Below are 24,984 nucleotides of genomic sequence, written 5' to 3'. Positions count from 1 at the left end.
CTCTTTCCCGCGCGGCCCGCGAGACGCCTTTGGGTTATGTCGCGGTACGGATGTGGCCGGCTGGATCGCCGCGGCCCGGTTCTGCTTCTTGAGGCCTTTCAGCATCAGCGTTGCACGCGCAACGTTCTCGATCAGCACGCCCTCGGTAATTCACGCGGCCAGCGTCAGATCGCCGGTGGCAAGACGCCTCGCCGCGCGCTCGGCTTCGCGGGCATTGCGGAACAGCTGGCCTTCCAGCTGGTCGAAACGACGAGAGGCCGCGAAGAAGCGGTACCCGCCGGGGCCACGCACGACGATCCCGGCGGTCTGCGAACCGACTTCGATAATGTAGGTATCCGACATATTTTCCAGCCTCGATGGTATTCCGCGCAAACAACCGAGCGCCTGCCGAAATGTTCCTCAGCCCGGCAAGCGCGCCTACACGGAAACGTCGTCGAGGATTGTCTGGCGAATCAGCGCCCGGCAAGGCCGGTCCAATACGGATTCGTGGGAAAAACGGCCCCTCCGCAGGCTTGACCTGCGACAAAGTCGCCGCCAGTGTTCCCCGCGAATCCAGTGATTTGCGACAAACAGGCCGGAGAACGGACATGGTATCGAAATTGGCGGTTACGACGCTTCTGGCCCTCGCGATTTGCGCACCGGTCCAGCAGGCCGCGGCGCAGGATGCGATCGGCGGCGCGATCGTCGGCGGCGTGCTTGGCGGTGTCGTCGGCGGCGCCCTCGGTGGACGCGGCGGCGCGGCGGCAGGCGCCATCATCGGCGCCGGCACGGGAGCGGCGATTGCATCCCAGGGCGAGGCGCGCCCGGGTGGCTACCGCTATTACAACAACGGCTGCTATGTGGAGCAGCCCGGCGGCTGGGTGGCGGTTTCGCCGCGTTATTGCGGCGTCCAGGCACAATATGCGCCGCCCCCGCCGCAGCAGTATTATGACGATACGCCGCGCTGCATGCGCGCAAGGAGCTATGATCCGCGCCGCGGCACGTTCATCGGCCGTGACGGCTACGAGCGTCCCTGCCCGTAAGATTCATATGGCTCAAGTCGAGATTGGAGCCCCCTCACGCTTGATGGCTTGAGGGTGGCCCTGCTCGTCGATCGAGACGTAGGTAAAATTGCCGTCGGTCACCAGGATCGACTGCCTGTCCTCGCGGCGCAGCGACCAGGCCTCGAGATGGACCGTGATCGAGGTCCGGCCGATCCGGACCAGATTGGCGTGCACCGAGACGAGGTCGCCGACATAGACGGCCTTGCGAAAATTCATCGCATCGATCGCAACCGTGACGGTGCGCGAATTCGCGATCTTGGAAGCGAACACACCGCCGCCGATATCCATCTGGCTGAGCAGCCAGCCGCCAAAGATGTCGCCATTGGCGTTGGTGTCGGCCGGCATCGCCAGCGTGCGGATGCAGAGATCGCCGCGCGGCTCGGTTTCGGTACTTAGCGGGGCATGCGTCTCGTTCACTTGAAATTCTCCCAGCCGGCATCGGGCGTGAATCTGTCGCCGAATTTTTCCGTGAGCGCGCGCAGGGTCGCGACCACATTGTCCACGCCGCGGGTGCGGGCATAATTCAGCGGGCCGCCGCGGAACGGCGCATAACCGGTGCCGAAGATGACAGCGCCGTCGACCACATCGGCATTGTCGACGATGCCTTCGTGCAGGCACGCGACGCAGACATTCGACATCGGCAGCATCAGGCGATCGATCATTTCGGCCGATGGCTCCGTCGTGGAAGGCGCGGCCGACGAGGTATCCGCCTTGCCGTCCTTCCAGACATAAAATCCCTTGCCGGACTTGCGGCCGAGCTCGCCCTTGGCGACCTTTTCGCGCAGCCATGCTGGTGTGGGCGGCAGTGCGTCGCCGAACTTCGAGCGCAGCATGTCGCCGACGTCGAGGCAGATATCGAGGCCGACCTGGTCGGCGAGTTCGATCGGGCCCATCGGCATGCCGAACTTTTTCGCCGCGGCGTCGATGACCGATTTGTCGATCTTCTCGTCGAGCATCACCATGGCTTCAAGCATGTAGGGCGTCAGCGCGCGGTTGACGAGGAAGCCCGGCGAAGACTTGACCGGCAGCGGCAACCGGTCGATGGCGCCGACGAACGCGAGCGCCTCCTTCAACAGTTGCGCATCCGTGCCGTCATGACTAACGACCTCGACCAGCTGCAGCCGCGACACCGGATTGAAGAAATGCAGGCCGAGCAGCCGCTCCGGCTTTTGCAGACTGGTGCGCAAATCCTGCAGCGGAATGCTCGACGTATTGGTGGCGAGGATCGCGCCGGGCTTCATGATGGGCTCGAGCCCGGCATAGACCTTCTGCTTCAGCGCGAGCTTTTCCGGCACCGCCTCGATGATGAGATCGGCGCTGCGGACACCCTCGCCGCCCATGTCGGGTATCAATCGATCCAGCGCATCGCGCACGCTAGTGCGCTTGCGCAGGATCTTGCCGAACAAGTCTGACGCGCGCTTGATCGCGCCGGCGATCGGCTCGGGCTTCATGTCGGCCAGCGTCACCCGCATGTCCTGACCTGCACACCAGGCCGCGATATCGCCGCCCATCGCACCGGCGCCGATGACGTGAACGTGGTTGATCTTGTTGCCGCTGCCGGCGAGCTTCTTCATCTGCTCGCGCAGGAAGAATACCCGGATCAGGTTCTGCGCCGTCGGCGTCACCATCAATTTGGCGAACGAGGCCTGCTCAGCGCGCAGCATGCCGTACTTGTCACCGCCGTAGCTTTCCCAGAGATCGATCAGCGCATAGGGCGCGGGATAATGTTCCTGCGGCGCCGCCTTGGCCGCCTCGCTGCGCATCCGCGAGGCGAGCAGTTTGCGTGCCGGCTCCCAGTTCAGAACCGCGGTCAGCAGGCCGGGTGCAGCGCGCTTCAGCCGCCCGAACACGGCATCCTTCACCGCGCTGCGGACGTGCCGCTCCTGCGTCACCGCGTCGACCAGACCCAGCGATTTGGCTTTGCGGGCGTCGATGGTCTTGCCGGTCAGCATCAACGGCATCGACTGCATCGGATTGACCAGCTGCGTGAAACGCACGGTGCCGCCGAGACCGGGATGCAGACCGAGCATCACCTCGGGAAAGCCGAAGCGCGCATCATCGATCGCGATCCGCATCTGGCAGGCCAGCGCAACCTCCAGGCCACCGCCGAGACAGAAGCCGTGGATCACGGCGACCGTGGGGATCCGCAGCGCTTCGAGCCGGTCGATCACCTTATGCGCGCGGCCGATTTCGGTCTCGACGGCCAGCACATCGCTCGCGCCGCGAAACGCGTTGACATCAGCGCCGGCAATGAAGCCGGATTCCTTCGCGGAACGGATCACGAGGCCGGCGGGCCGAGCGCTTTCCAGCTCAGCTATCACCTTGTTGAGTTCTTCGATCAGATCCGCCGACAGCGTATTGGCGCTGGCGCCTTCGCGGTCGAACAGCAGCCAGGCGATCCCGTCGGAATCGCGGGTCAATTTGAAATTCCTGTACGGCCCGCCCGCATCGGGTGTCGGCCCGAGTTCGAGCACGCGATCGCCGAGAACGTCCATGATCCTTGATTCCATGATCACACCGTCTCTATCAGCATCGCGCCGCCCTGCCCGCCGCCGATACATTCGGTGGCGATGCCGCGTCGTGTGCCCAGCCGCTTCATGGCGTTGACGAGATGCAGCACGATGCGGTTGCCGCTGCAACCGACGGGATGGCCGAGGCTGATCGCGCCGCCATCGACATTCATTTTGGTCTGGTCGATGGCACCGGCCGCACCGTCGAGGCCCAGAATCTCCTTGCAGAACTTTTCGTCGTTCCAGGCCGCGAGACAGCCCAGCACCTGCGTCGCAAAGGCCTCGTTCAATTCCCAGGTCTCGATATCGCCGAGCGTCAATTCGTTGCGCTTCAACAGTTCAGTCGCCGACAGCACCGGGCCGAGGCCCATGATCGAGGGATCGAGCGCCGACCATTGGCTGTCGAGGATGACCGCCTTCGGCGTCAGGCCATGCTTGGCAACGGCTTTCTCGGAAGCGAGGATCACCCATGACGCGCCGTCGGTGATCTGCGAGGAATTGCCGGCGGTGACCTTGCCCCAGGGCCGTTCGAACACCGGCTTCAGTTTTGCCAATGTCTCGGCCGTGGAATCCGGCCGCACGCCGTCGTCATGGTCATAGAATTTTCCGTCGCGGGCAAAAGCGGTTTCGACCTCGCCCTTCAGCCAGCCTTGGCTCTGGGCATTGGCGAGCCGCTTGTGGCTCTCGGCGGCATAGGCATCGGACTGCGCGCGGGTGATGCCGAAGAGATGCCCGACCACCTCGGCGGTCTGGCCCATGTTGAGGTCGGTGATGGGATCCGTCAGCCCGCGTTCGAGGCCGATGATCGGTTTGAAATAGGACGGCCGAACCTTGAGCGCGGCCATGATCTTGGCGCCGATACCCCGGGCTCCGGCAAGGCCGGCGAACCAGCGCACGCCCTGCTGCGGCCACACCAGCGGCGCGTGGCTCAGCGCCTCGGCGCCGCCGGCCAGGATCAGGTCGGAGACGCCCTCGCGGATGTAGCGGTAACCCGTGTCGATCGACTGCATGCCGGAGCCGCAATTTATCTGTACGGTGAAGGCGACCATTTTTTCACCCATGCCGAGCCGCAGCGCTGCGACCCGCGCCGGGTTCATCTCGTCGGCAATGACGTTGACGCAGCCCAAAATCACCTGATCGAAGGCGGTGGGCGCAAAGGGCTGCCGGGCCAATAGCGGCCGGCCGCATTGCACGGCGAGATCGACCGGGGTGAAGGGTCCGGGACCGGAACGCGCTTTCAGGAACGGCGTCCGGCTGCCGTCGACAATAAAAACCGGTCGCGCCATCAGCTCGCCGCCCTCTGCTCACCCAATTCCTGGAAGAACTGATGCACGTCGGCGGCTTTCCTGTAAATCGGCGACAGCGCTTCCGGCGCAAAATCGTCGACCTCGATCACTTTTGCGACAGCTTCGTGAACCGCAGCGAGCCTTTCGCCCTCGGATTGCGTGATGACGCCCTTCTGCACCGCCTCTTTCCAGTCATGCAGTCGCGCGGCATGCATTTGCTTCGAAATATTTTCCGCCGCCGTCACCAGCAGGAACGCCTTTTCCAGCCGGGCAACGCCGCGATCGTCATCGACGTGTGACAAATCCGCCGTCAGCCGGTCACGCGCCGCCGATGGCGACAGCACCAGTTGCGCGCAGAGATGGACGACCCGGTCTGATGGCCCGACCACCCGCGCCCCGAACGGCTGGATCAGGAATTTCAGGATGATTGCGACGAAGCGATTGGGCAGATTATTGAGGATTTCGGCAAAGCGGTTCTCGATGGTCTTGAAGCCGCTCGCCATGCACCATTCCAGTGCGGCGAAATCGGCTTGCTGGCGGCCTTCGTCCTGCCAGCGCTTCAGCGCGGCCGAAAGCAGATAGAGTTCGGAGAGAATATCGCCGAACCGGGCCGAGAGCATTTCCTTGCGCTTGAGCGCACCGCCCAGGGTCAGCAGCGCCATGTCGGCGCAGAGCGCGAACGCCGAGGAATAGCGCGAGAGCTGGCGACAGAATTTGGTCGCATCGCCTGCGTCCGGCGCCGGCGCGAACATGCCACCGGTCCAGTTGCGGCCCCAGGCACGGAACATGGTCTTGAAGCTGTGGCCGACATGGCTCCAGAACGCCTTGTCGAAAGCATCCAGCCCCTTGGCGCGGTCTTGCTCGCCGAGCGCATTCATCTCGTCGAGCAGATAGGGATGGGCGCGGATCGCGCCCTGCCCGAACACGATCAGATTGCGGGTCAGGATGTTGGCGCCTTCCACGGTGATGCCGACCGGCACCGAACGGTAGAGATGGCCCAAATAATTCTGCGGGCCGTCGATCACCGCCTTGCCGCCGTGGATGTCCATGGCGTCGTCGATCGCGATCCGCATCCGCTCGGTGGCGTGCAGCTTCATGATGCCGGAAATGACCGCGGGATGATGGCCTTGATTGAGTGCCGCACAGGTCAGCCGCCGCGCGGCGTCGAGCAAATAGGCCGTGCCGGCGATGCGCGCCAGCGGCTCCTCGATGCCTTCGAATTTCGAGATCGAGATGCCGAACTGCTCGCGGATGCGGGCATAGGCGCCAGAGGTGCGCGCGGCATAGGCCGCACCGGCGGCCGACAATGACGGCAGCGAAATGCCGCGGCCGGCGGCAAGTGCCGTCATCAGCATTTTCCAGCCTTGGCCGAGGCGCTCCTGGCCGCCGATGATGTAATCCATCGGGATAAAGACATCGTGGCCCCAGTTCGGGCCGTTCTGAAACACCTGCATCGCCGGCAGATGGCGCTTGCCGATTTCGACGCCCGGAAGATGCGTCGGGATCAGCGCCACGGTGATGCCGAGGTCTTCCTCGGCGCCAAGGAGATGATCGGGGTCACGGGCCTTGAAAGCCAAGCCCAGCAGCGTCGCGACCGGGCCGAGCGTAATGTAGCGCTTGTGCCAGTTGAGGCGCAGCCCCAAGACTTCGCGGCCTTCAAATGTACCCTTGCAGATGATGCCGGTGTCGATCATCGAGGCGGCGTCGGAGCCTGCTTCCGGACTGGTCAGCCCGAAGCAGGGAATGTCGCGGCCGTCGGCCAGCCGCGGCAGCCATTGCTGCTGCTGTTCCTTGGTGCCGAAGCGCATCAGGAGTTCGCCGGGCCCGAGCGAGTTCGGCACCATCACCGTGACGGCGGCGGTGAGCGAACGCGACGAAAGTTTTCGCACCACTTCGGAATGCGCATAAGGCGAGAAGCCGAGGCCGCCATACTCTTTGGGAATGATCATGCCGAAGAATTTGTGACGCTTGATGAAGGTCCACGCCTCCGGGGGCAGGTCGCGCCATTCCCAATTGATCTTCCAGTCGTCGAGCATGGCGCAGAGTTCGTCGACCGGACCATGCAGGAAGGCTTCTTCTTCCGCGGTCAGCGTCGCCGGCGCGTAGCCAAGCAATTTCGACCAGTCGGGATTGCCGGTGAAGAGGTCGGCGTCCCACCAGACGTCGCCCGCCTCCAGCGCCTCGCGCTCGGTGTCGGACATCGACGGCAACACGCCGCGGGCCCAGGAGAAGATCGGCTTGGTGATGAAATCGCGGCGGAAGCTCATGGCGGTCCTCATGGATCGGCGGCGCGGAAGGCTATTTTAGCTGATGATGCGGGGTTTGGGTGAACACTTCGCCTTGAAAATCGGGCGAAATTGACGCGGCCGGGCGGCTGATAACGGCTTTGGAGCTTGTCCGTTCCGGGTTGTGGGGTGCATGTCTGCCGTCCGCAATCACAATCATCGTCGTCCCGGCGAAGGCCGGGACGACACGCGGATACAGTTTCGCATTCTCGCGGCGCCTTGCGCCCGAGGTTTGCAGGTTACTTTCGCCCCCTAAGACAGAGGGCGCAGGGAATGCCGGATGCGCGCTGCACCCGCGGTCTCGTGTGCGAATAGTGCAAACAAAGCTGCACACGAGCATACAGGGCAGCGGAGAGCATCCGACATTCCCTGCGCAGGGGAAGATAAGCACATCGAAAACCTAACTAATCAATGCGATATGGCTTGAGTGTCCTCCGTTGTGTCCCAATCAGCCGGAGCGAAAATTCTTGTGAAAAATTTGGGAGCACGAGCTGAACTACCAATGCGGCCTCGTTCCGGCTGGCGGTCCGTCATAACCTCTTTGCCTATTTTGATGAGCAACGCGGGGCGCGCGCCGTGCCAATCGTCGTTACCAATAAGCCGCTTCGAGGACCCGAATGACATTGATCTTCGGCTTCAGCCGACAAGATGTCCCGATCCTATGTGGCGACACGCTCCTCACTCACTATTCGGAGACACCAACCACGCGTCGATTGCCTGCATCTGGCACGTTGCCCGACAGCATAGCTGTGGACTTCGGTGTCTCCATTAGTGGACTCAAGCAAAAGGTAAACATTATTCATGACACGGTCGTCTTGGCGTGGGCGGGGCCATACGTGTCCGCATTCGGCCTAGCAAAAGAAATCAAATCCCACGTCGAGCGTTTCGGTCCGTCCGCAAAAGAGATCATGCGGATACTCGAAGCCAACGCTGAACCGGACCTCAGTTGTTTAGCAATGGTCTTAGACGGAGACGGAACTAAGCTAAGTTACGTTTGGCATCGAGTTGAGGGGACCGATCTACGGCGCTTTCAGCATGTTCGGTATGCCGGAACGGGATCAGACTACTTTAAAGAAACGATTGCCAAGCTTGATAGCGTTGATCCGATCCCGAACCCCGCGATTGATAATTTTGCAAGCGTGCTTTGCGATGCGCTGGCCTTCGCGTCGCAATCGATAGGGAGAGAGCTATATACCTTCCAAAATCTCGTGGAGCGATGGGGAGGCGCAATTGAGTTGTGCTATCGCGGTCCCACAGGATTTACAAAGCTGGATAAAATTGCGTTCGCCCACTTTGAGTACGATGAGACCACACCCGAACGCGGATTAACTTGGAAGCCCAAACTACTCCTAAATCGTTACAATGGCGAAGAGTTGGAATGCATTGCACTCCTTTGCGCACAAACCAATGACACCAGCATTTTCTCAATTGTCCGTGATGACACTACTGTCATCAGACCGTTGATTTCCGAAAAAGCAACCCACCCGCAACTACTGCCGAAGACTTTCGACTATAATTGGCTTTGTACTCATTTCACGTACAGCCGCGCAGGCAAATCACTTTGGAGCATGGCGCACGTCACCGCCTGCTCGAACGGCCCTCGCCCGTTTCGCGTAACGGTACAGGGCACGGACGTGATTGTGAAATTCACCAATAAGCTTGGTGATTGGATGCGCAAACAAATTCTCGCTTATCAACGGGGTGAAAAACCTAGCGCGTTATGACAACCGGCGCGTGCTGTTGATAAGACGACGGCGCGCTGAGGCCGAAATGGCCAAATCGTCTCACGCCCCTGGCTATCATCGCTCGCTTGTCGAGGGGCGCATCTGCAAGCTTTGCCTATACTCAATCGCTTCCGCCAGCTCGCGAAACTCCAACAGTTGACCCGTCAACTGACCGAGATGTGCTTTCACCTCTAGTGGTGTCGCTCGGAAGAATTCCCGTCTCAGATTAACGCCGTTCACACGAAACTCAGACAGCCGATCATGCATCGCGCCTTCGATACCAACTGCATCGTCAGAAAAGAAAAGCGCATGAACGTCGAAATTGAATGGCACCGATGCGTCGCTCAGCTCTCGGATACGCTCCATCGGATCGAGCCGTCTCGTCATCCCGACCTTGACCATTCGCTCACCGAATGAACCGAGGTTCGAAATCACATATACATACCCAGCACGAGTGTTCGCGGCACGAGCATCAACGCTTTCGATGGCTTTGTTGACCTCAACGATCTGCTCTTGCAGCCTTTGCATTCCCTCTACATCGCCATTGGCTGTCACGGCCTCTAGCGCATTCTGATAGTGCTGCATCTCTTTGGCGAGCTTTGCTCGTTCACGCTCTATCTCTTGCTGGGCCTTCTTCTCTTCGCGCAATTTTTCGCGCTCTTGACGTTCCGCCTCCTTTTCTTCCGCCTGCTTTTGCAAAAAATCTGCCGTAAGTTTCAATTCATCGATACGAAGCTGCACATAAGTGTCCGCGATACGCACATTCATCGTGACGCCCAGTTTTCGGATCGTATCCTCAACCTTCTTTAGACGTTCTATCGCACTGTCCAGCTTATACGGCTTCAAGCTGCGGACGAGGTTGTCAGCTTCCGCATTGAAAGCACGCAACATTAGCTTAGATATTTCCCGGAGCATCTTGCTGCCCTCGGCCTTTGATCCATTTACGGTCCAATCGGTCGCGGTTAGAACTGCGCCACCATCTTTTTTTGCCGCCGCTTTGATCACATTTTGCAAGCGATCCAATGCCTCTTCATACGCCAGCGCGTCCGTGAGCGGATGCCGATACTCATAGATACCGACCTCTTGAAGAAGGGCCGTCTCGCGGGTTTCGACAATTGTTCGTCGCGCTTCCGCGACTTCCTTTTGGATGGCCGCTCGCTCTGCCGCAATCTCTGCCTGTTCGCTCACAACTTTTTCATTTAACGCATCGACCGAGGTTTGCAGTTCTCGACGGCGGGCATCCAGGTCCAATAACGGAACCGCCCCGATCATGACAAGTTGCTGGCGAGCGAGATCACGTTCTGCTGTCAGTTGGCCGACCTCGGCTCTGAGTTGAGCGAGACTGGCAGAAGCTCCGTTCATCTCGGCTTCGGCAGAGTGCACCCTTGCACTAAGCAGGTTCGCCTCCTCCAAGAGTTTTCGCGCGAACGCGCGAGCGCCAAAGAATGGAATGGCTCTTTCAGAAAATTGCTGCATGAAAAGCCCTCGTAAGAGAAAGTCTTGAACTGCGAGCCACGATCACTGGTTGAGTAGAATTCCAGAACCCAGCCATCCATTCAAGCGGTCTTGAATCGCTACCGTACCGTCGAAATACGGTCTGTGCGGTGCGGAAAGCTGCATTTCCTTTAGGAGGTTACTGAGCTAATCGCCTGCCAAACCACCGTAATCGGGCTGGCAGCCCCTCAATTCCCATGATTTTATGCAACTGGGTTAGCAAATGGACGGGGCAAGGACTTTCGGGTGACCAGCGGGCGCATCGAGCGGCGACTAGCGGCAGTACTCGCAGCCGACGTAGCTGGCTATTCTCGCCTGATGGGAGCCGACGAGGTCGGCACGCTCCAAGCGCTCAAGCGGCTCCGCCGCGAGATCGTCGATCCCGCCATCGCAAGCCACAAGGGTCGCATCGTCAAGACAACCGGCGACGGCTTGCTAGTCGAGTTTGCCAGCGCCGTGGATGCCGTGACCTGCGCCATGGCCGTTCAAGGGCAGATGGCCGAACGCGAGAGCGAAACACAGATCAAATTCCGTATTGGCATCAATGTCGGGGATATCATCATCGATGATGGCGATATCTTCGGTGACGGCGTCAACGTTGCGGCACGTGTTGAGAACGAATGCGAGCCTGGCGGCGTGTGTCTGTCCGGCGGCGCGTATGAGCATGTTCGCGGAAAAACGGACTTCGCCTTTATCGATCTAGGCGAACGGTCGCTGAAAAATATTGAACGGCCGGTGCGGCTATACTCCACAGCGTCTTCTAACGGAACTGAGCCCCAGAAGGGAGCGGTCAAGGCACTACCACTTCCCGACAAGCCTTCAATCGCCGTCCTACCATTCCAAAACATGAGCGGTGACCCCGAACAGGAGTATTTTGCCGACGGTATGGTAGAGGACATCATTACCGAACTTTCGCGGTTTAGAGAATTTGCCGTCATCGCACGAAACTCGACATTTTTTTACAAGAACAAGCCACTCGACGTAATGCAGATCGCGCGAGACCTACGGGTCAATTACGTTCTCGAAGGCAGTGTCCGACGAATTGGCAATCGAGTTAGAGTAACGGCCCAGCTAATTGATGCAGTTAACAACGAGCACGTTTGGGCGGAACGCTACGACCGAGATCACGCAGACATGATCGACGTGCAGGATGAGATCACGCGAACGGTCGTCGCAAGCATCGCGCCAGAAATTAATCTCGCCGAAATTGCACGCTCCCGTCGAGAAACTGCAAATCCGCAAGGAAAGCAACTCGCCTGGCGAGCGGAAGGTATGTTCATCGAAGCCTACCAGAGCGCCGATGGAGCGCTCATGCAACAAGCCATTAGTGTTTGCCAAGAGGCAATTTCGGCCGACCCAAAATCGCTCGCCGCCCATAGTGTCCTCGCTATGGCGTTCTATCTATGCCACCTGTACCGCTGGGGAAGTCATCCCGAAACTGCGGTTGCTCAGGCATGGAACATCGTTGAGCGAATGTCAGTGATCAATTCACAGGATGAGCGAACGTTAACGCTTCGCGGCTGGGTCCGCTTCAATCGAGGCGAATACGAAGGCGGCCTTGCCGATATGCGACGTGCGCGCGAGGTAAACCCGAACTATGCATTCGCCGTTATCGCTTTGGCATTCGCGGAAGCGAAAGCTGGCATGGCTAATGAAGCTATCGAACACGCTGACATCGCACTTCGGCTTAGCCCGCGAGATTATTGGGCTGGCACCGCTCACTTAGCGATGGCACTAGCTCATTTCACATCGCGAAACTATGCCGAGACAATTCGCTGGTGCGAGTCTGGCATTCAGGTTTCCCATCGCGCGCCGATCCGTCGCGCGCTCATGATTGCATGCTGCGCTCAGAATGGTGGCTTGGGGCGGGCTCGTGTCGAGATCGACGCACTGAACGGCTTCGCACCAGGTTTTCTGACGAGCCTCATGGTCGGGGATAATCCGGTGTTTATACGACCAGAAGACAATGCACATCTCTTGGAAAGCCTGCGCATCGCTGGCATCCAATAATTTTTCTCGTCCATCGGGGCACCGTTTCAGCTCCGGATGCGGCGCCGCTATCCGTAGAACCCCGGTCCCCGACTCAACGCTAAGCCTCGACAGACGACAATCGCGATGCCCTGCGTTCGCTTCTCGCCTATGGTGTTCGGCGATGGAGCCGAAATGCAAACCACACTACAGTAATTGCAAAACACTCAGACTGTTGCGAGCGTTCTGGAAAATCAGAGACAATGCAGCCCGAGAGGCGAACATCAAGGCTGCTGAGTTGGCGCGTGATGAACAGGAGCCGGGCAGCAAACCGACTGCGGAGTCCTAGTTGCCCGCATAGGCCGTCAACCCATAAATGGCTGAGCTGACGGGTCACGAGAGAGGCCGCCATGCCTCAACAGCCACCAAATTTCGCAGCATAGCGAAATGACGTGATGGGCCAGCAGTAAGACCTCAAAGCCCCGTTGCGGAGGCAAGTTACGCTTTCAATGCATTCCCATTGGGTTTCCGCCATCCACGACAATCGTTTGCCCCGTGACGCTGTCCGTTCGGCAATAAGCGACCACCATCTGGGCGATGTCATCAGCACTTCCGGTTCGTCCAAGGACTGACTGAGCACGAGCGCTCTGCTTCACTGCGTCCGGTACCCGCTCAGCCATGCGCGTTCCCTCAACTAAACCAGGTGCTACACAGTTGACGGTCACGTCGGGCGACAGTGCAACTGCTAAGCAATGTGTGAGATGGATCAACGCCGCCTTGCTGGCCGCGTAAGCGATGCTGCTGCCACCCGGAGCGATCCCGGCGAGCGTTGCGATATTTACAATGCGACCTGATTTGTGTCGCCGAAGTTCAGCGCCAAAACCTCGTGCAAGCAGAAACGGGCCGCGAAGGTTGGTTTCGAGGACCCGATCCCAAATTTCCGGTGTTAATGCAGCGAGATCCCCGAACGGGATGCCGATGTTCCACCCTGCATTGTTGATTAGAATGTCTATCCGACCAAAGTGGCCGATTACACTTCTCACGCAATCATCAATTGATTTAGGGTCTCTTTGGTCAAGTTGTACGGCGTAGCTGCGCCGACCAGCCTTCCGCAGCACCTCAACGACTTCGCCAGCGCGTGCCGCCTCCCCTATGTAGGAAACAGCAACATCCGCGCCAGCGTCGGCGAGAGCCTCGGCAATCGTTCTTCCAATATCACCCGACCCTCCGGTTACCAGCGCAACCTTTCCACTGAAATCCATTTTCTCCCCCAAGTGCGTCGGAGTGCCAGCGTTCGAAGGGGCAACGATACATCACCCTCAACACGTCGGCATCATCTAGATTATCGTAAACGACGAGGCTGAGCCTATTCAAGCATGTCGTGCCGGGTTGCGGACATGCTTTGCACCGTCCCCTCGATCGCGGACCGAAATCTCTTTAGCAACTCGCCGCTTTGGTGAGCGGCAAGCGCGTCCGCACTCTCGTAAACTTCCCAGAGCACAAGGGTCTCTGGATCATCGGGCGGCAACAGCAACTCAAGGCGCAACGTGCCCGGCTCTTGCTCGATAAAGAGTGGCGCAAGTTCTCGACACTGTAGGATTAATTCATCTCGTTTGCCCGGCACCGCCTTTAGCGTCGCCGCAATAGCTATTCTTGCCATCAGTTGGTTTTTCCCGTTGCGTGGTAAGTAAACAGTGAGGCGGGCAGCAAACCGTCTCCTGAACCGTAGTTTGCTGCCCGCCCCCAATCACGCTCGCTACAGGACGCGATACACCTTGTATTCGACCATTCCGCCGCCGACACGGCCCTCAGCTACGAAACAAGCTCTGATTGAGCCAAGTGTAGCGCGGATCGCCGGTTTCAAATCGCGGTGTCGTTCGGAAGTATTGATCGCCGTAATCGGTTTTGCCGCCAGTCGCCAACGCCTGACCAACCTTCTCATTCAATTCGAGTAAGCCAGGATAATTTGCGTAAATGAATGCGCCGTCCTCCGTAGCGATCTGAGCACGCACGTCGAGGCGCGCGAAGCCATCTGATCCAACGAGCAACCAATCGCCGCCGCCTGACGAGGCTTTGCCTTTCAGCCTCTTGCCCTCAATCGATCCGTCACTGACTTCGAAGAAGCGGCGTATGCCGAACGGGCCTGCGCCCATGTCTATCGGAGGCTTCAGCGTAGCTGACAACGTAAATTCAAACTCGAAGTTCATAGTTGGTTCCCCCTTGCTGTTCCCCAGCGATCGGACTTTGCCTCGCGGGGGTTCCAGCGGCAATATCCTTTGGCAGCTTCACAGGCAGCGGGATCGCTGATCGTGTCGGGTAACCATTTAGTCTCGCTCGCTCTCAGCTTTCGTCTGCCAACCGATTGAAATCGGCGTTACAGATTTCATCGCTACTGGAATTTCATATCGGGAGACGAGATCGAGCAGCCGCCGCTTAATGAACGGATCGTCCGCGCGGTCCGCGAGATCACGGACGAGGCTGGCGCGTTCTTTTTTGAAATCGTCGGTCAGCATGGTTCCAACCCTATACCGACACGGCACTATCAAAGGTTGGTCTGTGCTCGGACGGTTAAGGGGCAGAAGCTCGTGGTGACGGCACATTGGCCGTAACGCCCCTGCATCTTTGGGAAAATGGGGAAACCGGGGAAAACCTTGCAAATGCGAACGACGGATGCCGGTTCTTAAAGCAGATTTCCGGCGACAGGCAGTCAAAATTTGAAGGGCCGCCTTGATCGAGACTGATCCGCTTAGCGCGGTGTGATTATGCAGATGGCATTGTGATATGACTAATTTCGACGACCGAACAAGCGCGAATATGGACGTGGTCCTCGATAACGTTTGTCGCGTCCTACCGAACCATGGCGGCGACCATGAAAGTCGGAAGTTCATCGCGCTGAATTTAATGCGCGCGGCACGGCATGGAAAAAGAACGCTAGGCGCATTGGAAATGGTCGCGCGCCAGGCCATGCAGAAGTTGCTTCGAACGAAAGAGACTCGTCACGCCGCAGTTTCGCACCGCGCGGCGAAGAGCAATCACAAAACTGAGGACACAGATGTACGACGTTTACACTAATCGAACCAACGATTTGCTGGTCTTACTTCGTGGCAATGAGATACCGGCCGAAGTAAGCGGAAGTTGGCGGAAAAAGCGGGCAGTGCGGTCGGTAAGCGCGCCAATTCGCGAAGACGTTTTGACGATTGGCTTCCATCGACGGAGCTTGAGTGCGTTGCCTGATGCTGCGACATCGGCAATTGCAGCGGGCGGCACCTATGTCTGAAGCGAAGATTAACCCTCAGGCAATCCGGCTATGCGCAGACCCTCATAAATACGCTCGCGCGCTTCGAGATACTGTGGATGGTCACTTGCGGAGTTTTTGCGGTACCTGAGGACTGAGAATGTCGGGTCAAGCGAGAGCGCGGCCGCGGCCACCGTCCGGGCTTCTTTCTCTTCACCGGACAGAGCGAGGGCCGCAGCCAGATGGATATAAGCGATGGAATAGTTTCGATTAGCTTCAATACAACGACGAAGCCAAGTCACAGCCGACGGCCAATCAGCAAGCAGTAATTTCGACACGCCCGCCGAGTTCAACCAACGAAAAGCGAAGATATCGCGCGGAGATAGCCGCTCCGCCTCTTTCACATAGGTCTCGGTCTCTTCCGCTCGCCCGATTAGCTGCTTTGCATAGGCGATAACGCCCAATGCGTTAGCCATATTTCTGTCCAAGGTCAGCGCTCTTTCGCATTCGGCTATTCCAGCCGCGACGCGTTTGGTTTGCACAAGAACGATACCCAAAAATAGATGAGCCGTAGCATTGCTAGGCTCGGCAGCGAGTACGCTCGTTAAAATTGGTTCCGCTTCGGCAAAATGCTTCCATCGCGTCTCGTCCACGAATGTCGATCCGAGACCAGTTTCGACGCGCGCTTTCCCTAGTTGCGCATGTATCGAATTCGGATCAATTAATAAAGCTCGTTCAAAATAGTCGCGCGCGACGGCCATGTTTTCGCGAGTTGGACCTTTATAAATCCAAGCCATCCCTTGAAAACATAAATTCAGCGCATTTGGGTTAAGTTCGCGCTCCGCCCGCTTAGCCTCAGCAATCACAAGTTCCGCGCCCAATTCATTGGCGAGCCTTGAAACTATCTCATCCTGCATATCGAACAGATCGGCTATTGGCTTGTCGAACCGCTCAGCCCATAAGTGATTACCTGTTTCGGCGCTTATCAACTGCACGTTTACGCGAAACCTGCTGCCTCCGCGCTGTACTGAGCCCTCTAGCACATACCGAACGTTCAACTCTCGTCCGACACTTTTAACGTCAATGGCCTTGTTCTTGAACGTAAATGCAGTATTGCGCGCTATGACAAATGAACCGCTGATGCGGGAAAGATCGGTAGTCAGACTTTCGGTTACACCATCAACAAAGTCATCCTGTTCAGGACCGCCACCAATATTTGCGAACGGAAGAACGACAATGGACAGAACGGGCGCGGACGAGAGCGCTGAAATCGCATTTTTCGAAGGCACTGGGTTGCCGATGACTACAGCATAAACTTTGACCGGCATTGTAATATTTTTTAGAGCCCGTTCGCCCAGGTCTGTAACGACCAGCGATAACTTCCCTCGAACTTGATCGTATGCGGAACCGGAAATGCAGATGCCACCGGGTTCGGCGATTGCTTCAAGCCTCGCCGCAATGTTGACGCCATCGCCGAAAATATCGTGCGCTTCTACTATCACGTCGCCGATATTGATCCCAACGCGAAAAGTTAGTCGCTGATCGTTCGGCTCTGCGGCTTCAAGCTCCAATATACGGCCCTGAAATGTTTCGGCAGCTCGAACAGCTTCGACTGCGCTTGGGAACTCAGCCAAGAACCCATCGCCTGTGTGCTTAACTATTCGTCCGCCAAATTGGTCGATGGTCGGGTTGATTACATCGGCGAGCAGATTGCTGAGCCGGATGTGCGTCCTTTCTTCGTCGCCATGCATTAGCCGAGAATAGCCAGCTATGTCGGCGGCCATGATTGCCAGTAACTTGCGTTTAATTCGATTTGGCGTGGGTGTACTCATCCAGTTTCAATCGAAGCAGAACCAGCGCGCAAAGCACGTCATCGCTGGAATGCGCGTTACGCGCGATCTTACCCGCCTTTTGATTGCCGCACGACTGATAGTTGAGCTGGCAAAGAAGCCGTAGGAAGTGCTCTCAACACACGCCATCAGCAACACCCCAAGCGGCTTGACATTCTGTTCTCTATTCGTTCTATAAGGTCTGTCATACCGCAGGCCCACCACATGCCATCGCTCGATCATATTAGGGCTGAAATCGACTACATGCGCTTGCAGTTGGGGCGTCAACGCAAGGACATCCTCTCGCTGCAACGAGCCGGTATCCCGACAGCTTCGGCCGAAATGCTGCTCCAGCGCATGCAGGCCAAGATCGAAGGACTTTGCATGCAGCGCGACCAATTGAAAGCAGAGCGGCCAAAGCCTGCCAAGGTACTCGGTGCCCGCAAGTGGTAGAGCCGCGCTACTTCGACGATGGTACCGATAGCGCATGGTTGAAAGCCCTAGAAGAAGTTCGTCGCCGCGCGACGCGTGAAGGCCACTGCTATCAACATGTTCAGGCGGTCATCGTCGCGATTGACCAATACGCTGAGCTGCCACAAGTAATTGTCAGTTCTTCCTGAATAAGCCGCAGCGCATCGGTTAGGAATGTCGCCATGTTGCAGGCATATGTAGACGCGAGCGGGACCGGCGATCCGAACGCAATTGTGTTAGCTGGGTTTGTTGCCGAAGCCGACGTTTGGACTGCTTTTTCTGCTGAATGGAAGTCGCGCTTAGACCACGCGGGACTTTCTGCGTTCAAGATGACTGAAATGGCTCGCAGTGAAGCAAGCCTAGAGAAAGCTGCCTATTTCTATCGAACCCTCGAAGAATTCGAGATCGAAGCTGCCATATCGTGCGCCATCAATACCGCTGGTTTGGTGAAGGTCGTAAATGACCTCGATCTGCCAGTGTCGGCCAAGGAAAAACTTCGCAATCCCTATTACCTGGGCATAAGAGCACTCGTCGAGCAGGTGGCGCACAATCAGTCGAGCATCCACCTGAGCGGGCCAATTGATTTCATCTTTGATGATCAATCGGAGAAGCGCGAAATCATTGCGATGTGGCATACGCTGAAATTTGCAGCGCCGAGCAGCATGCGACCACTGCTAGGCGACACTCCGAAATTTCGTGACGACAAGCTGGTAATGCCCCTGCAGGGTGCGGACCTATATGCTTGGTGGGTGATGAAATGGCACAAGGAAGGCAGCGCACCTTCTGCAGTCCGGAAGCGCAGGTTTCCATGGTCAATCAAAAAGAGGATGAAGTATCTACATGTTGAATACGACGAGGACCGACTTAGAGAAGGCGCATCCGGCATATTAGACAAGGCCGAAATCCTGAGGATGGATGCTTATTTTGGCCGTAGAGGACTAATCCAAGAGGCGCGAGGCGACCTTGGGCGCATCGACTTCGAAGTCACTTACTACATAGCTAGCCTTGATACCGAATATTACGATGTTCCCGACGCGGAATTTGACGCAGAGACACAGGAGGCGGCCCGCGAACAGTTAGCCAGCATCAAGATATTCATTCGGAAAAGCGATGGTGTGAAATTCAACGCTTCTGAAATGCTTTCATTCATTCTCCAAAAATCGAGGAAAACATTGGAAGACTACGTTCCCAGACAGGAAGCTGCGGCCGCACTTCCTGCTGGAAAGCGTTCCTTCGCGCTGTTGTTTCCCGCCCACTTTTCCCGCAACACCTTTCACATGAAGACCCAGTCCGGGTTACTCGATTTGAAGCAGCTAAAGATTGGCGTTAATTGCGCCGTTTGCCCGATCGTCCGGGAATATTAGCAACGCGCCTTTGCCTTTGATGTGTAACGGCGGACCGTCTCCGCGAGTTGGGAAACAGCCGCGACGCCTATCTGACGTCGCCGTAAGGCATCAGCAAGTGTCGCGGCGACATCGCAGTGTCTGATGTAGCTCTCGGCGGCCTGCTCGCTTTTGCCGAGCAGCATGGCCAGCTCACGCCCTGAACATCAATTCAGCTTACGCGCACCTTCAAAACAGCTCTGGCTGATGCCGCGTTCCCTTCTCAAGTCGGCTTCAAGTTCTTCGACAATGAGCCGAAGCAAACATATGGCAAGCGGATCAGTAACCTCACGCGATAGAAACTGATAACGCGCGATCTGAACTTCCTGCTCTCTAAGCTGGCGATTTGTCATGGGTTGTGCCCTCCGACAAACCTACGCCGAGACGGCTAAGTTGTTTCGTTAAAGTTTTCGGATCATTTGAGATGGTTTCTAATTGCTGAATCAAACGATGGCGACCGGCGAGCGTTGTTGCCGAGCTACGCCTTGGCGTTTGACTACCGCGCCGCGCGTAGATTCGCAGCGGTCTGATGGCGCAGCGATCAACGATAACATCGACGAACCGTCCATCATCAACGCGGTACCTGGGTGTGAGTGAGCATCGCCAATAATACCGCTCGGGCTGTTGCATTCACGCAACCTTCTGTCTGGTCCGAAACGATAGGGTTTGGGCTTTTGGATCGGAGGTGGCACATGTTCGACGTGTACCTAAATCATAAACGAGACCTGCTAGTGGTGAGACAGGGATCGTCGATACCTCTAGGTGACGCGTCGGGGAGATGGCAAAGAGAAAGCGGCGGGTCGCCAGCGTTAGCCACGAGATCAAGTCCACCGTTCAGAGGCAGGGCTATTACATGCGGAAGCGCAGTGAGTTGAAGACAAACTAGGATCAAGCCCCGGATTTTAAGCCGGCGGCTGTAACTCCTTAGAAGCGACCCAGTTGTCCATTTTGGCGTAGGACCGATATTGCCGAACTTTCTCAATCAGAGCATCGCGCTCTGGGCTTGGTGGCATCGCGTCGGCTTGTTGAGAGCACTCTTCCGCCATGCGCGCGTAATCAGCTGCTTTCATTTCGTCCCCCTGTTCTGTTAGTACAAGAATCTTGGTTAGAAATCCGGGCGGAACTTTGCCGAAATTAAAGCCATAGGTTGCGTTTTCTTGCCTCAAAGTGCTTCGCGCCTCGTCGATCGCCCAATGCTTTCGATCCTAGCGGCGCCCCTGCTGTCCAACGCAACACGTAGCGGCAAGCTTGCACCGCGCGACCCGCTGCAAGCCCGGTGGGTAACAAGTCACGGCAGAGGATTTACGGATCTCGGATCGGCTCTGCATGCGAAGTCTGGAACAAACGCGTGCTCGGCCTTGCCACTTCCTGTCCCAAGGGCGAGGCTCAACGCTGGTGCTTCTATCTTGAAGTCAAATGTCTCGGCTGCAAGACGCATCACATGGTGCGGCACTATCGTGCGCAGACCGCTGTCTGGCGGCGATCACAAGGCGTTCGCGGGTCGGACCAATGTTGGTTTAGCAAAATCAATTGCAACAAGCGACCCGTCACCCCGGGTGACGAACAAGCCGAGCAAGAATGCGATCGCCAGCGAAAGGAATAGGCGCCTCGCGCGTTAAGCGCGCACCTGGTCAGTTTGGCCGCGGCGCTTCGTGGGCGAGATCTCACGACATGCTTGCATCCGTCGCATACTCAATGCTTAGAAATCCCCGCTTATCACTTCACGGGAATAATTGCCTTCAACGCCTCGTCGCCTGCCGCTGTTGTGCAATACGTTCGCCCGTCAGGCTGCTTCTTTATCCAGCCCTTCATCACCATGTTGGCGATAAGGACCTTGCCCGCGGGATACAGCTTTTCTGGAGGAGACCACGGGTGAGGCTCACCTTCTGCAACACGGCACCTCGTTGGCTCGCGGTATATGATGTGGCTGCGGTGACACTGTCGGTCCTGCGCTTATTTCTTGAGAACGCCCGCGTCTGTATTGCCAAAATTTTGCGTGGCTGCTTTTGCTGCGGGGGTATCCACGGCATTGCCGTGAGTGGCAGCGGGTCCAGCGGAGGGGCGGTTTGGCGGCGCGCCGAGGTTATTCCCCGTCGAGTCGCGGTTGAGCGCATTCGAGGTATTCGGGCCAGGCGATCCGCCGATACCGCTGATGGTGTTTCCGTTCGAAAGCGTGGAGCCTGCCGTGCCGCCCGCTCCGGTCGATCCGGCTGCGCTGCCGGCCGAACTTTGCGCGCAGGCCAGCGCACAGGTGCCGAGATAAACGGCCACAACTATCGTCACCATCTTCATATCCGCTCCTCCATCGGATGTGCGAGCCCAGCTCCAAAGATCGCTGGAATACCGCACATCCTTGTCAGCCACCGGTGCGATAATTTGCACCAGCGGCCTTCGTTCCTCGGACGGGATCTTTTCCACACCCACTAGGAACTGTACCTTCGTGGCGATCTTGCCCCAAGACATCGATAACCCCGAACGCTCCGACTGCTGGCACGTCTACTACGGTGACGTTCAGGTCGGCACGATAGCGATCCAGTCGGGATTGCCGTTGCACGCGAAGCAATGGCGATGGGACGTGGGTTTCTATCCGGCCTCACGCCGCGGTCTTTCCCGCACTGGCTACGCGCCAAGCTTTGACGAGGCGCGGGCCGGCTTCGAAGCCGCATGGAAAGGCTATCTGCCACGGTGCACAAAAGCCGACTTCGACGAGTACCGGCGCCAACGAGCCTGGACGGCATGGAAATACGCCATGTATGCCGCTGGCCTGCCACTGCCGACGCAATCAACCAGTGGAAAGGCACGCTGTTTCTGCGGCGCCGCGATCGACATAGCGGTAACCGACCGTCACGTTCACGAAGTACATATGGATTCGCAGCAAGCATGAAGTTCAGCACTGACCGCCCCTATTCCGACCCTGAAAAGGCCGCGCGCAAGTTGCTGGAGATAGCCAACGCGACCGAGCCGGTAGACGGAAAGATTTATATAGAGAAGATAAACGCGCCGATGCTGTATCAGGAGCGCGCCACTCCGGCCGAATACAAGGCCGGGCTTGATCTGGCGATATCGCGCGGGTACCGGATGCCATGGTTACGCTGTCCCGATGCTCAGCGCTGGGTACTGGAAGAAATAAGCCACTCCAGATGCGAAATAGGCCACTAATAAAAAACGCCCGGCTCAAAGGCCGGGCAATTAGAGAGGGGTCGAGCAATCAAAGAGTCGAGTACCGTCCTGGATTGGCAACTCCCTAACGCTAATTTCTTGGGCCGATCTTTGTCTGTCCGCTAGCCGACATTCGCACGCAGATTTCGGGAACAACTGGCAATGACCGGAATTGATGGGCTGTCCGAAAGGACGACATGTATGGTGGATACGGCAATTTCCGGCCTCGGCGCGCTCCTTCCCCAAAAGCGCTGGGGCCGCTTCTTTTGATGCGAAGTGGAATTTCCTGCGGGATGTCAGAATGAAATAGGCCGCTAACGGAGGCGGCCTCAAGCTAACAGCCACAACGTAAGCCCGGCAGCGGTCAGCCCGACAAGCCATCCCAGCGAAAGCCTGAAATACAGTGTATCGCGATCCATGATCGCGGAAGCGTGCGGCGCTGTCATCACCGCCCGTGTTGATGTAGATCAACGTACCCGTTGAGATGGTGGAAGGTGGCGATCTTAGTGGTGCCATGCCAAAGTTCAACGTCATGGCCGTCAACGAGTAGCTTCGCGCGCGCTCTGGCGCCGTCTTCATCTGTGCAGATCAAATCAACGCGGCGGCAAATACGGCCATGCTTATCGACCAAATAAGCGCGATATTCCAACATGTGTGACATCCCGCCGAGTGACCCAACGTCACATTTAGGGCGGGCCAAAATTGGAGTCTACCAACTTAGGGTTACTCACTCTGGGTGATGAACATAGGGAGGCAACATCGCCGTCTTAAACAGGCCAGTACCCCGGCGCGGGACGTAGGAACCTTTGCGCTAGAGGCGGATTGAAACCGAGTGCCGGGCCGCCCCCGGCACGCTCCCGAAAGGCAGCGGCCTCAGCTACGTCCCCCTCGAGCTGAGGCCGTTTTCGTGTCCGGATGATTCGCAAATCCGGGGTCCTCTCCTATCTTGGACAGGGGCGTATGGAGTTGCGTATGAGTTCGCCGTCGATCATTCCAAGACCGTTTGGACCGGGACTTTTATATCGTTCTTGAGGACTTCAGCAGTGGCGCGGCGTTCCGGGAGACCGATGAAGGCGTCGATTATGCGACCCTGATCTCCGACCTGCTCCGCGGCGAGTATTCGCGCGTGCTGCGGGTTGTTGCCTTCAACCCGTCCGAAGGCTGGTCGCGCGACGCGTCCGAGGACGTCGCGCGTGATCTGGAACGGCGCGTCAGTGCCGAGGGCCGGGAGGTTTCCGACAGCCTGCAGGATTTCATCGAGGGCCAACTCGGCCGCAAGATAGGCGTGCAGCTGCCGCTACCGCTTCAGATTTAACTGCGCTTTTTAGCCTTTTTCTTTTTCACCGCGCGCTTCTCGACGCGAACGCCCTTGAATTTTTTGGCGGCCTTTTTCTTTTTGCCCGGCTTCTTCAGGGCGATGAACTCCCCGCTGTTCCTGCTGCGCTTCGTCCAGGCGCTCGCGCCTCCGAGAGTTGTCTTGACCTGGGAGCGCTTCTTCACGGCGCCCTTGCGGGCTTTGTCCCCGACCGGTTTATTGACTGCCACTTCGCTTCCTCCGATTGCACATCAAAGCTTTAAAAGCCCGACCAATCAGAAGGTTCCTTGTAATGCCCGCCTCGCAATTCCAACTGCAAATACTATCTTCACGGCCATGATCAAATTTGAGTATTGCAAGCCTGTTCTGGCAAAATCAGTCCCGACCGGTACCGACTGGATTCACGAAGTCAAATACGACGGCTACCGCGGGCGCATCGTCCGCGACGGCCGTGACATCAAACTGCTTTCCAAGAGTGGCCTCGACTGGGCATGGCGCTTCCCGTTCATCGTGGAAACGGCACTGAAGATGAAGCAGTCCCGGTTCATCATCGACGGCGAGATTTGCGTCCTCGACGTGCAGGGCATCTCGGATTTCAACGCCCTGCATTCGAACCGGCACAACGAGGAAGCCCAGCTCTATGCCTTCGATCTGGTCGCGATCGATGGCGACGACCTGCGGGACGTGCCGCTGTTCGAACGCAAGGCCAGGCTTGGCAAGCTGCTGAAGGGCCGGCGGGAAGGCATATCGTCGCGCCGTACGAGGCGGGCGAAATCGGGTCCGGGCTGTTCGACGCCGCCTGCCGCATGGGCCTCGAGGGCCTGGTGTCAAAGCACCGGAAGCGGCGGTACCGGCCGCGAACCTGCGACTGGGTCAAGGTGAAGAACCGCAAGCACCCGGCCTTCAGCCGGGTCATGGATCAGTTCTGACGCGGCCGCGATTCGATTGTCCTAATGCGCGCCAAAGTTCACTTTGTAACTTAACTCATTGATGGCGCGTCGGTTGGACTGTGGACAACTGATCTTCGTCTTCTAACTATGAGGACTTGTTGCCCATTTGCGCCTCACGAAACCGGCGATGGGTACCCTACCCTTTTTTGAGGGAGGGCGTCATGGAGCTGTTTCGAGCTGAGAAGATTGCCACTGCTCAGGACCGATCAAACCATGACTGCCGCTTCTGCGGAGGGAGGCTCATGCTTCTTAAAACGATCATGGAAGCTGAAAGCGGAGTTGTTATTCATTTGTTCGACTGCCAGCAGTGCGGAGAACGCGTTTGGAGCGACT

The 24,984-nt window shown here is 57.8% G+C and carries 24 protein-coding genes; 9 read left to right on the top strand and 15 right to left on the bottom strand.

Annotated features, from left to right (window positions below; genetic code table 11):
- Window positions 1–150: 150 nt before the first annotated feature.
- Window positions 151–342: a hypothetical protein gene (locus ABIE49_RS30150; protein ID WP_192738492.1), complete on the bottom strand. Its 192-nt coding sequence runs from the start codon at window positions 340–342 to the stop codon at window positions 151–153.
- A gap of 245 nt (window positions 343–587) precedes the next feature.
- Here ABIE49_RS30150 and ABIE49_RS30145 point away from each other — a divergent pair, with 245 nt between their 5' ends.
- On the top strand, window positions 588–1,022 hold the full coding sequence (locus ABIE49_RS30145; RefSeq protein ID WP_192738491.1) for a YMGG-like glycine zipper-containing protein: 435 nt from the start codon (window positions 588–590) through the stop codon (window positions 1,020–1,022).
- A gap of 12 nt (window positions 1,023–1,034) precedes the next feature.
- Here the strand turns inward: ABIE49_RS30145 and ABIE49_RS30140 are convergent, their stop codons facing one another.
- From ABIE49_RS30140 to ABIE49_RS30125, 4 genes are all read right to left on the bottom strand, one after another.
- On the bottom strand, window positions 1,035–1,388 hold the full coding sequence (locus ABIE49_RS30140; RefSeq protein ID WP_210337451.1) for an acyl-CoA thioesterase: 354 nt from the start codon (window positions 1,386–1,388) through the stop codon (window positions 1,035–1,037).
- Window positions 1,389–1,456: 68 nt separating this feature from the next.
- A complete protein-coding gene (locus ABIE49_RS30135) occupies window positions 1,457–3,553 on the bottom strand; it encodes a 3-hydroxyacyl-CoA dehydrogenase NAD-binding domain-containing protein (protein WP_192738489.1) in 2,097 nt (698 codons plus the stop codon).
- Between the two features lie 2 nt (window positions 3,554–3,555).
- Window positions 3,556–4,839, bottom strand: coding sequence for an acetyl-CoA C-acetyltransferase (locus ABIE49_RS30130; RefSeq protein ID WP_192738488.1), 1,284 nt, complete (start codon window positions 4,837–4,839; stop codon window positions 3,556–3,558).
- On the bottom strand, window positions 4,839–7,106 hold the full coding sequence (locus ABIE49_RS30125) for an acyl-CoA dehydrogenase (protein ID WP_192738487.1): 2,268 nt from the start codon (window positions 7,104–7,106) through the stop codon (window positions 4,839–4,841). The genes ABIE49_RS30130 and ABIE49_RS30125 overlap by 1 nt, the downstream gene beginning before the upstream one ends.
- Before the next feature lie 635 nt (window positions 7,107–7,741).
- On the opposite strand from ABIE49_RS30125, the gene ABIE49_RS30120 reads away from it, so the two are divergent.
- Window positions 7,742–8,848, top strand: a complete 1,107-nt coding sequence (locus tag ABIE49_RS30120; RefSeq protein WP_192738486.1) for a hypothetical protein — start codon at window positions 7,742–7,744, stop codon at window positions 8,846–8,848.
- Between the two features lie 75 nt (window positions 8,849–8,923).
- On the opposite strand, the gene ABIE49_RS30115 is transcribed toward ABIE49_RS30120, so the two are convergent.
- Complete coding sequence (locus ABIE49_RS30115) at window positions 8,924–10,324, bottom strand: SNIPE associated domain-containing protein (RefSeq protein ID WP_210337442.1); 1,401 nt, start codon at window positions 10,322–10,324, stop codon at window positions 8,924–8,926.
- A 264-nt stretch (window positions 10,325–10,588) separates the two neighbouring features.
- Between ABIE49_RS30115 and ABIE49_RS30110 the strand changes: the two genes are divergently transcribed.
- Complete coding sequence (locus tag ABIE49_RS30110) at window positions 10,589–12,352, top strand: adenylate/guanylate cyclase domain-containing protein (RefSeq protein ID WP_354067073.1); 1,764 nt, start codon at window positions 10,589–10,591, stop codon at window positions 12,350–12,352.
- Window positions 12,353–12,816: 464 nt separating this feature from the next.
- Here the strand turns inward: ABIE49_RS30110 and ABIE49_RS30105 are convergent, their stop codons facing one another.
- The 5 genes from ABIE49_RS30105 to ABIE49_RS30085 all read right to left on the bottom strand — a co-directional run bounded on the left by ABIE49_RS30105 (window position 12,817) and on the right by ABIE49_RS30085 (window position 17,377).
- The gene (locus ABIE49_RS30105; protein WP_192738485.1) at window positions 12,817–13,572 is read right to left on the bottom strand and encodes an SDR family NAD(P)-dependent oxidoreductase; all 756 of its coding nucleotides are present in this window, start codon (window positions 13,570–13,572) and stop codon (window positions 12,817–12,819) included.
- Window positions 13,573–13,676: 104 nt separating this feature from the next.
- Window positions 13,677–13,970, bottom strand: a complete 294-nt coding sequence (locus ABIE49_RS30100) for a putative quinol monooxygenase (protein WP_192738484.1) — start codon at window positions 13,968–13,970, stop codon at window positions 13,677–13,679.
- A 148-nt stretch (window positions 13,971–14,118) separates the two neighbouring features.
- Window positions 14,119–14,517 carry a DUF3237 domain-containing protein gene (locus ABIE49_RS30095; protein ID WP_210337441.1) on the bottom strand — a complete coding sequence of 133 codons (399 nt, stop codon included), beginning with the start codon at window positions 14,515–14,517 and terminating at the stop codon, window positions 14,119–14,121.
- A 117-nt stretch (window positions 14,518–14,634) separates the two neighbouring features.
- Complete coding sequence (locus tag ABIE49_RS30090; RefSeq protein WP_192738483.1) at window positions 14,635–14,823, bottom strand: hypothetical protein; 189 nt, start codon at window positions 14,821–14,823, stop codon at window positions 14,635–14,637.
- Window positions 14,824–15,595: 772 nt separating this feature from the next.
- On the bottom strand, window positions 15,596–17,377 hold the full coding sequence (locus ABIE49_RS30085; RefSeq protein WP_192738482.1) for a tetratricopeptide repeat protein: 1,782 nt from the start codon (window positions 17,375–17,377) through the stop codon (window positions 15,596–15,598).
- Between the two features lie 222 nt (window positions 17,378–17,599).
- Here ABIE49_RS30085 and ABIE49_RS30080 point away from each other — a divergent pair, with 222 nt between their 5' ends.
- Window positions 17,600–17,827, top strand: coding sequence for a hypothetical protein (locus ABIE49_RS30080; RefSeq protein WP_192738481.1), 228 nt, complete (start codon window positions 17,600–17,602; stop codon window positions 17,825–17,827).
- Between the two features lie 200 nt (window positions 17,828–18,027).
- Complete coding sequence (locus ABIE49_RS30075) at window positions 18,028–19,209, top strand: DUF3800 domain-containing protein (protein WP_192738480.1); 1,182 nt, start codon at window positions 18,028–18,030, stop codon at window positions 19,207–19,209.
- 185 nt (window positions 19,210–19,394) lie between these two features.
- On the opposite strand, the gene ABIE49_RS30070 is transcribed toward ABIE49_RS30075, so the two are convergent.
- The 3 genes from ABIE49_RS30070 to ABIE49_RS30060 all read right to left on the bottom strand — a co-directional run bounded on the left by ABIE49_RS30070 (window position 19,395) and on the right by ABIE49_RS30060 (window position 21,690).
- Window positions 19,395–19,580, bottom strand: coding sequence for a hypothetical protein (locus ABIE49_RS30070; protein WP_192738479.1), 186 nt, complete (start codon window positions 19,578–19,580; stop codon window positions 19,395–19,397).
- Between the two features lie 549 nt (window positions 19,581–20,129).
- Window positions 20,130–20,297, bottom strand: a complete 168-nt coding sequence (locus ABIE49_RS30065) for a hypothetical protein (protein WP_192738478.1) — start codon at window positions 20,295–20,297, stop codon at window positions 20,130–20,132.
- Window positions 20,298–21,180: 883 nt separating this feature from the next.
- Window positions 21,181–21,690: a hypothetical protein gene (locus ABIE49_RS30060; protein WP_192738477.1), complete on the bottom strand. Its 510-nt coding sequence runs from the start codon at window positions 21,688–21,690 to the stop codon at window positions 21,181–21,183.
- Here ABIE49_RS30060 and ABIE49_RS30055 point away from each other — a divergent pair.
- Entirely contained in the window at window positions 21,668–22,111 is a 444-nt protein-coding gene (locus ABIE49_RS30055; RefSeq protein ID WP_192738476.1) for a hypothetical protein, read from the top strand. The genes ABIE49_RS30060 and ABIE49_RS30055 overlap by 23 nt on opposite strands.
- The gene (locus ABIE49_RS30050; protein WP_192738475.1) at window positions 22,108–22,386 is read left to right on the top strand and encodes a hypothetical protein; all 279 of its coding nucleotides are present in this window, start codon (window positions 22,108–22,110) and stop codon (window positions 22,384–22,386) included. The genes ABIE49_RS30055 and ABIE49_RS30050 overlap by 4 nt, the downstream gene beginning before the upstream one ends.
- A gap of 445 nt (window positions 22,387–22,831) precedes the next feature.
- Here the strand turns inward: ABIE49_RS30050 and ABIE49_RS30045 are convergent, their stop codons facing one another.
- Window positions 22,832–23,038 carry a hypothetical protein gene (locus ABIE49_RS30045; RefSeq protein ID WP_192738474.1) on the bottom strand — a complete coding sequence of 69 codons (207 nt, stop codon included), beginning with the start codon at window positions 23,036–23,038 and terminating at the stop codon, window positions 22,832–22,834.
- A gap of 351 nt (window positions 23,039–23,389) precedes the next feature.
- Between ABIE49_RS30045 and ABIE49_RS30040 the strand changes: the two genes are divergently transcribed.
- The gene (locus ABIE49_RS30040) at window positions 23,390–23,701 is read left to right on the top strand and encodes a hypothetical protein (RefSeq protein ID WP_354067072.1); all 312 of its coding nucleotides are present in this window, start codon (window positions 23,390–23,392) and stop codon (window positions 23,699–23,701) included.
- A 54-nt stretch (window positions 23,702–23,755) separates the two neighbouring features.
- Window positions 23,756–24,583, top strand: a complete 828-nt coding sequence (locus tag ABIE49_RS30035; protein WP_354067071.1) for an ATP-dependent DNA ligase — start codon at window positions 23,756–23,758, stop codon at window positions 24,581–24,583.
- Window positions 24,584–24,984: the final 401 nt, after the last annotated feature.

It is taken from the genome of Bradyrhizobium sp. OAE829 (genome assembly GCF_040546575.1).
In the GTDB taxonomy this organism is placed as follows: Bacteria; Pseudomonadota; Alphaproteobacteria; order Rhizobiales; family Xanthobacteraceae; genus Bradyrhizobium.
The sequence above is the reverse complement of the archived record's forward strand: the minus strand, read 5'-3'. Positions and strand labels throughout refer to the sequence as shown.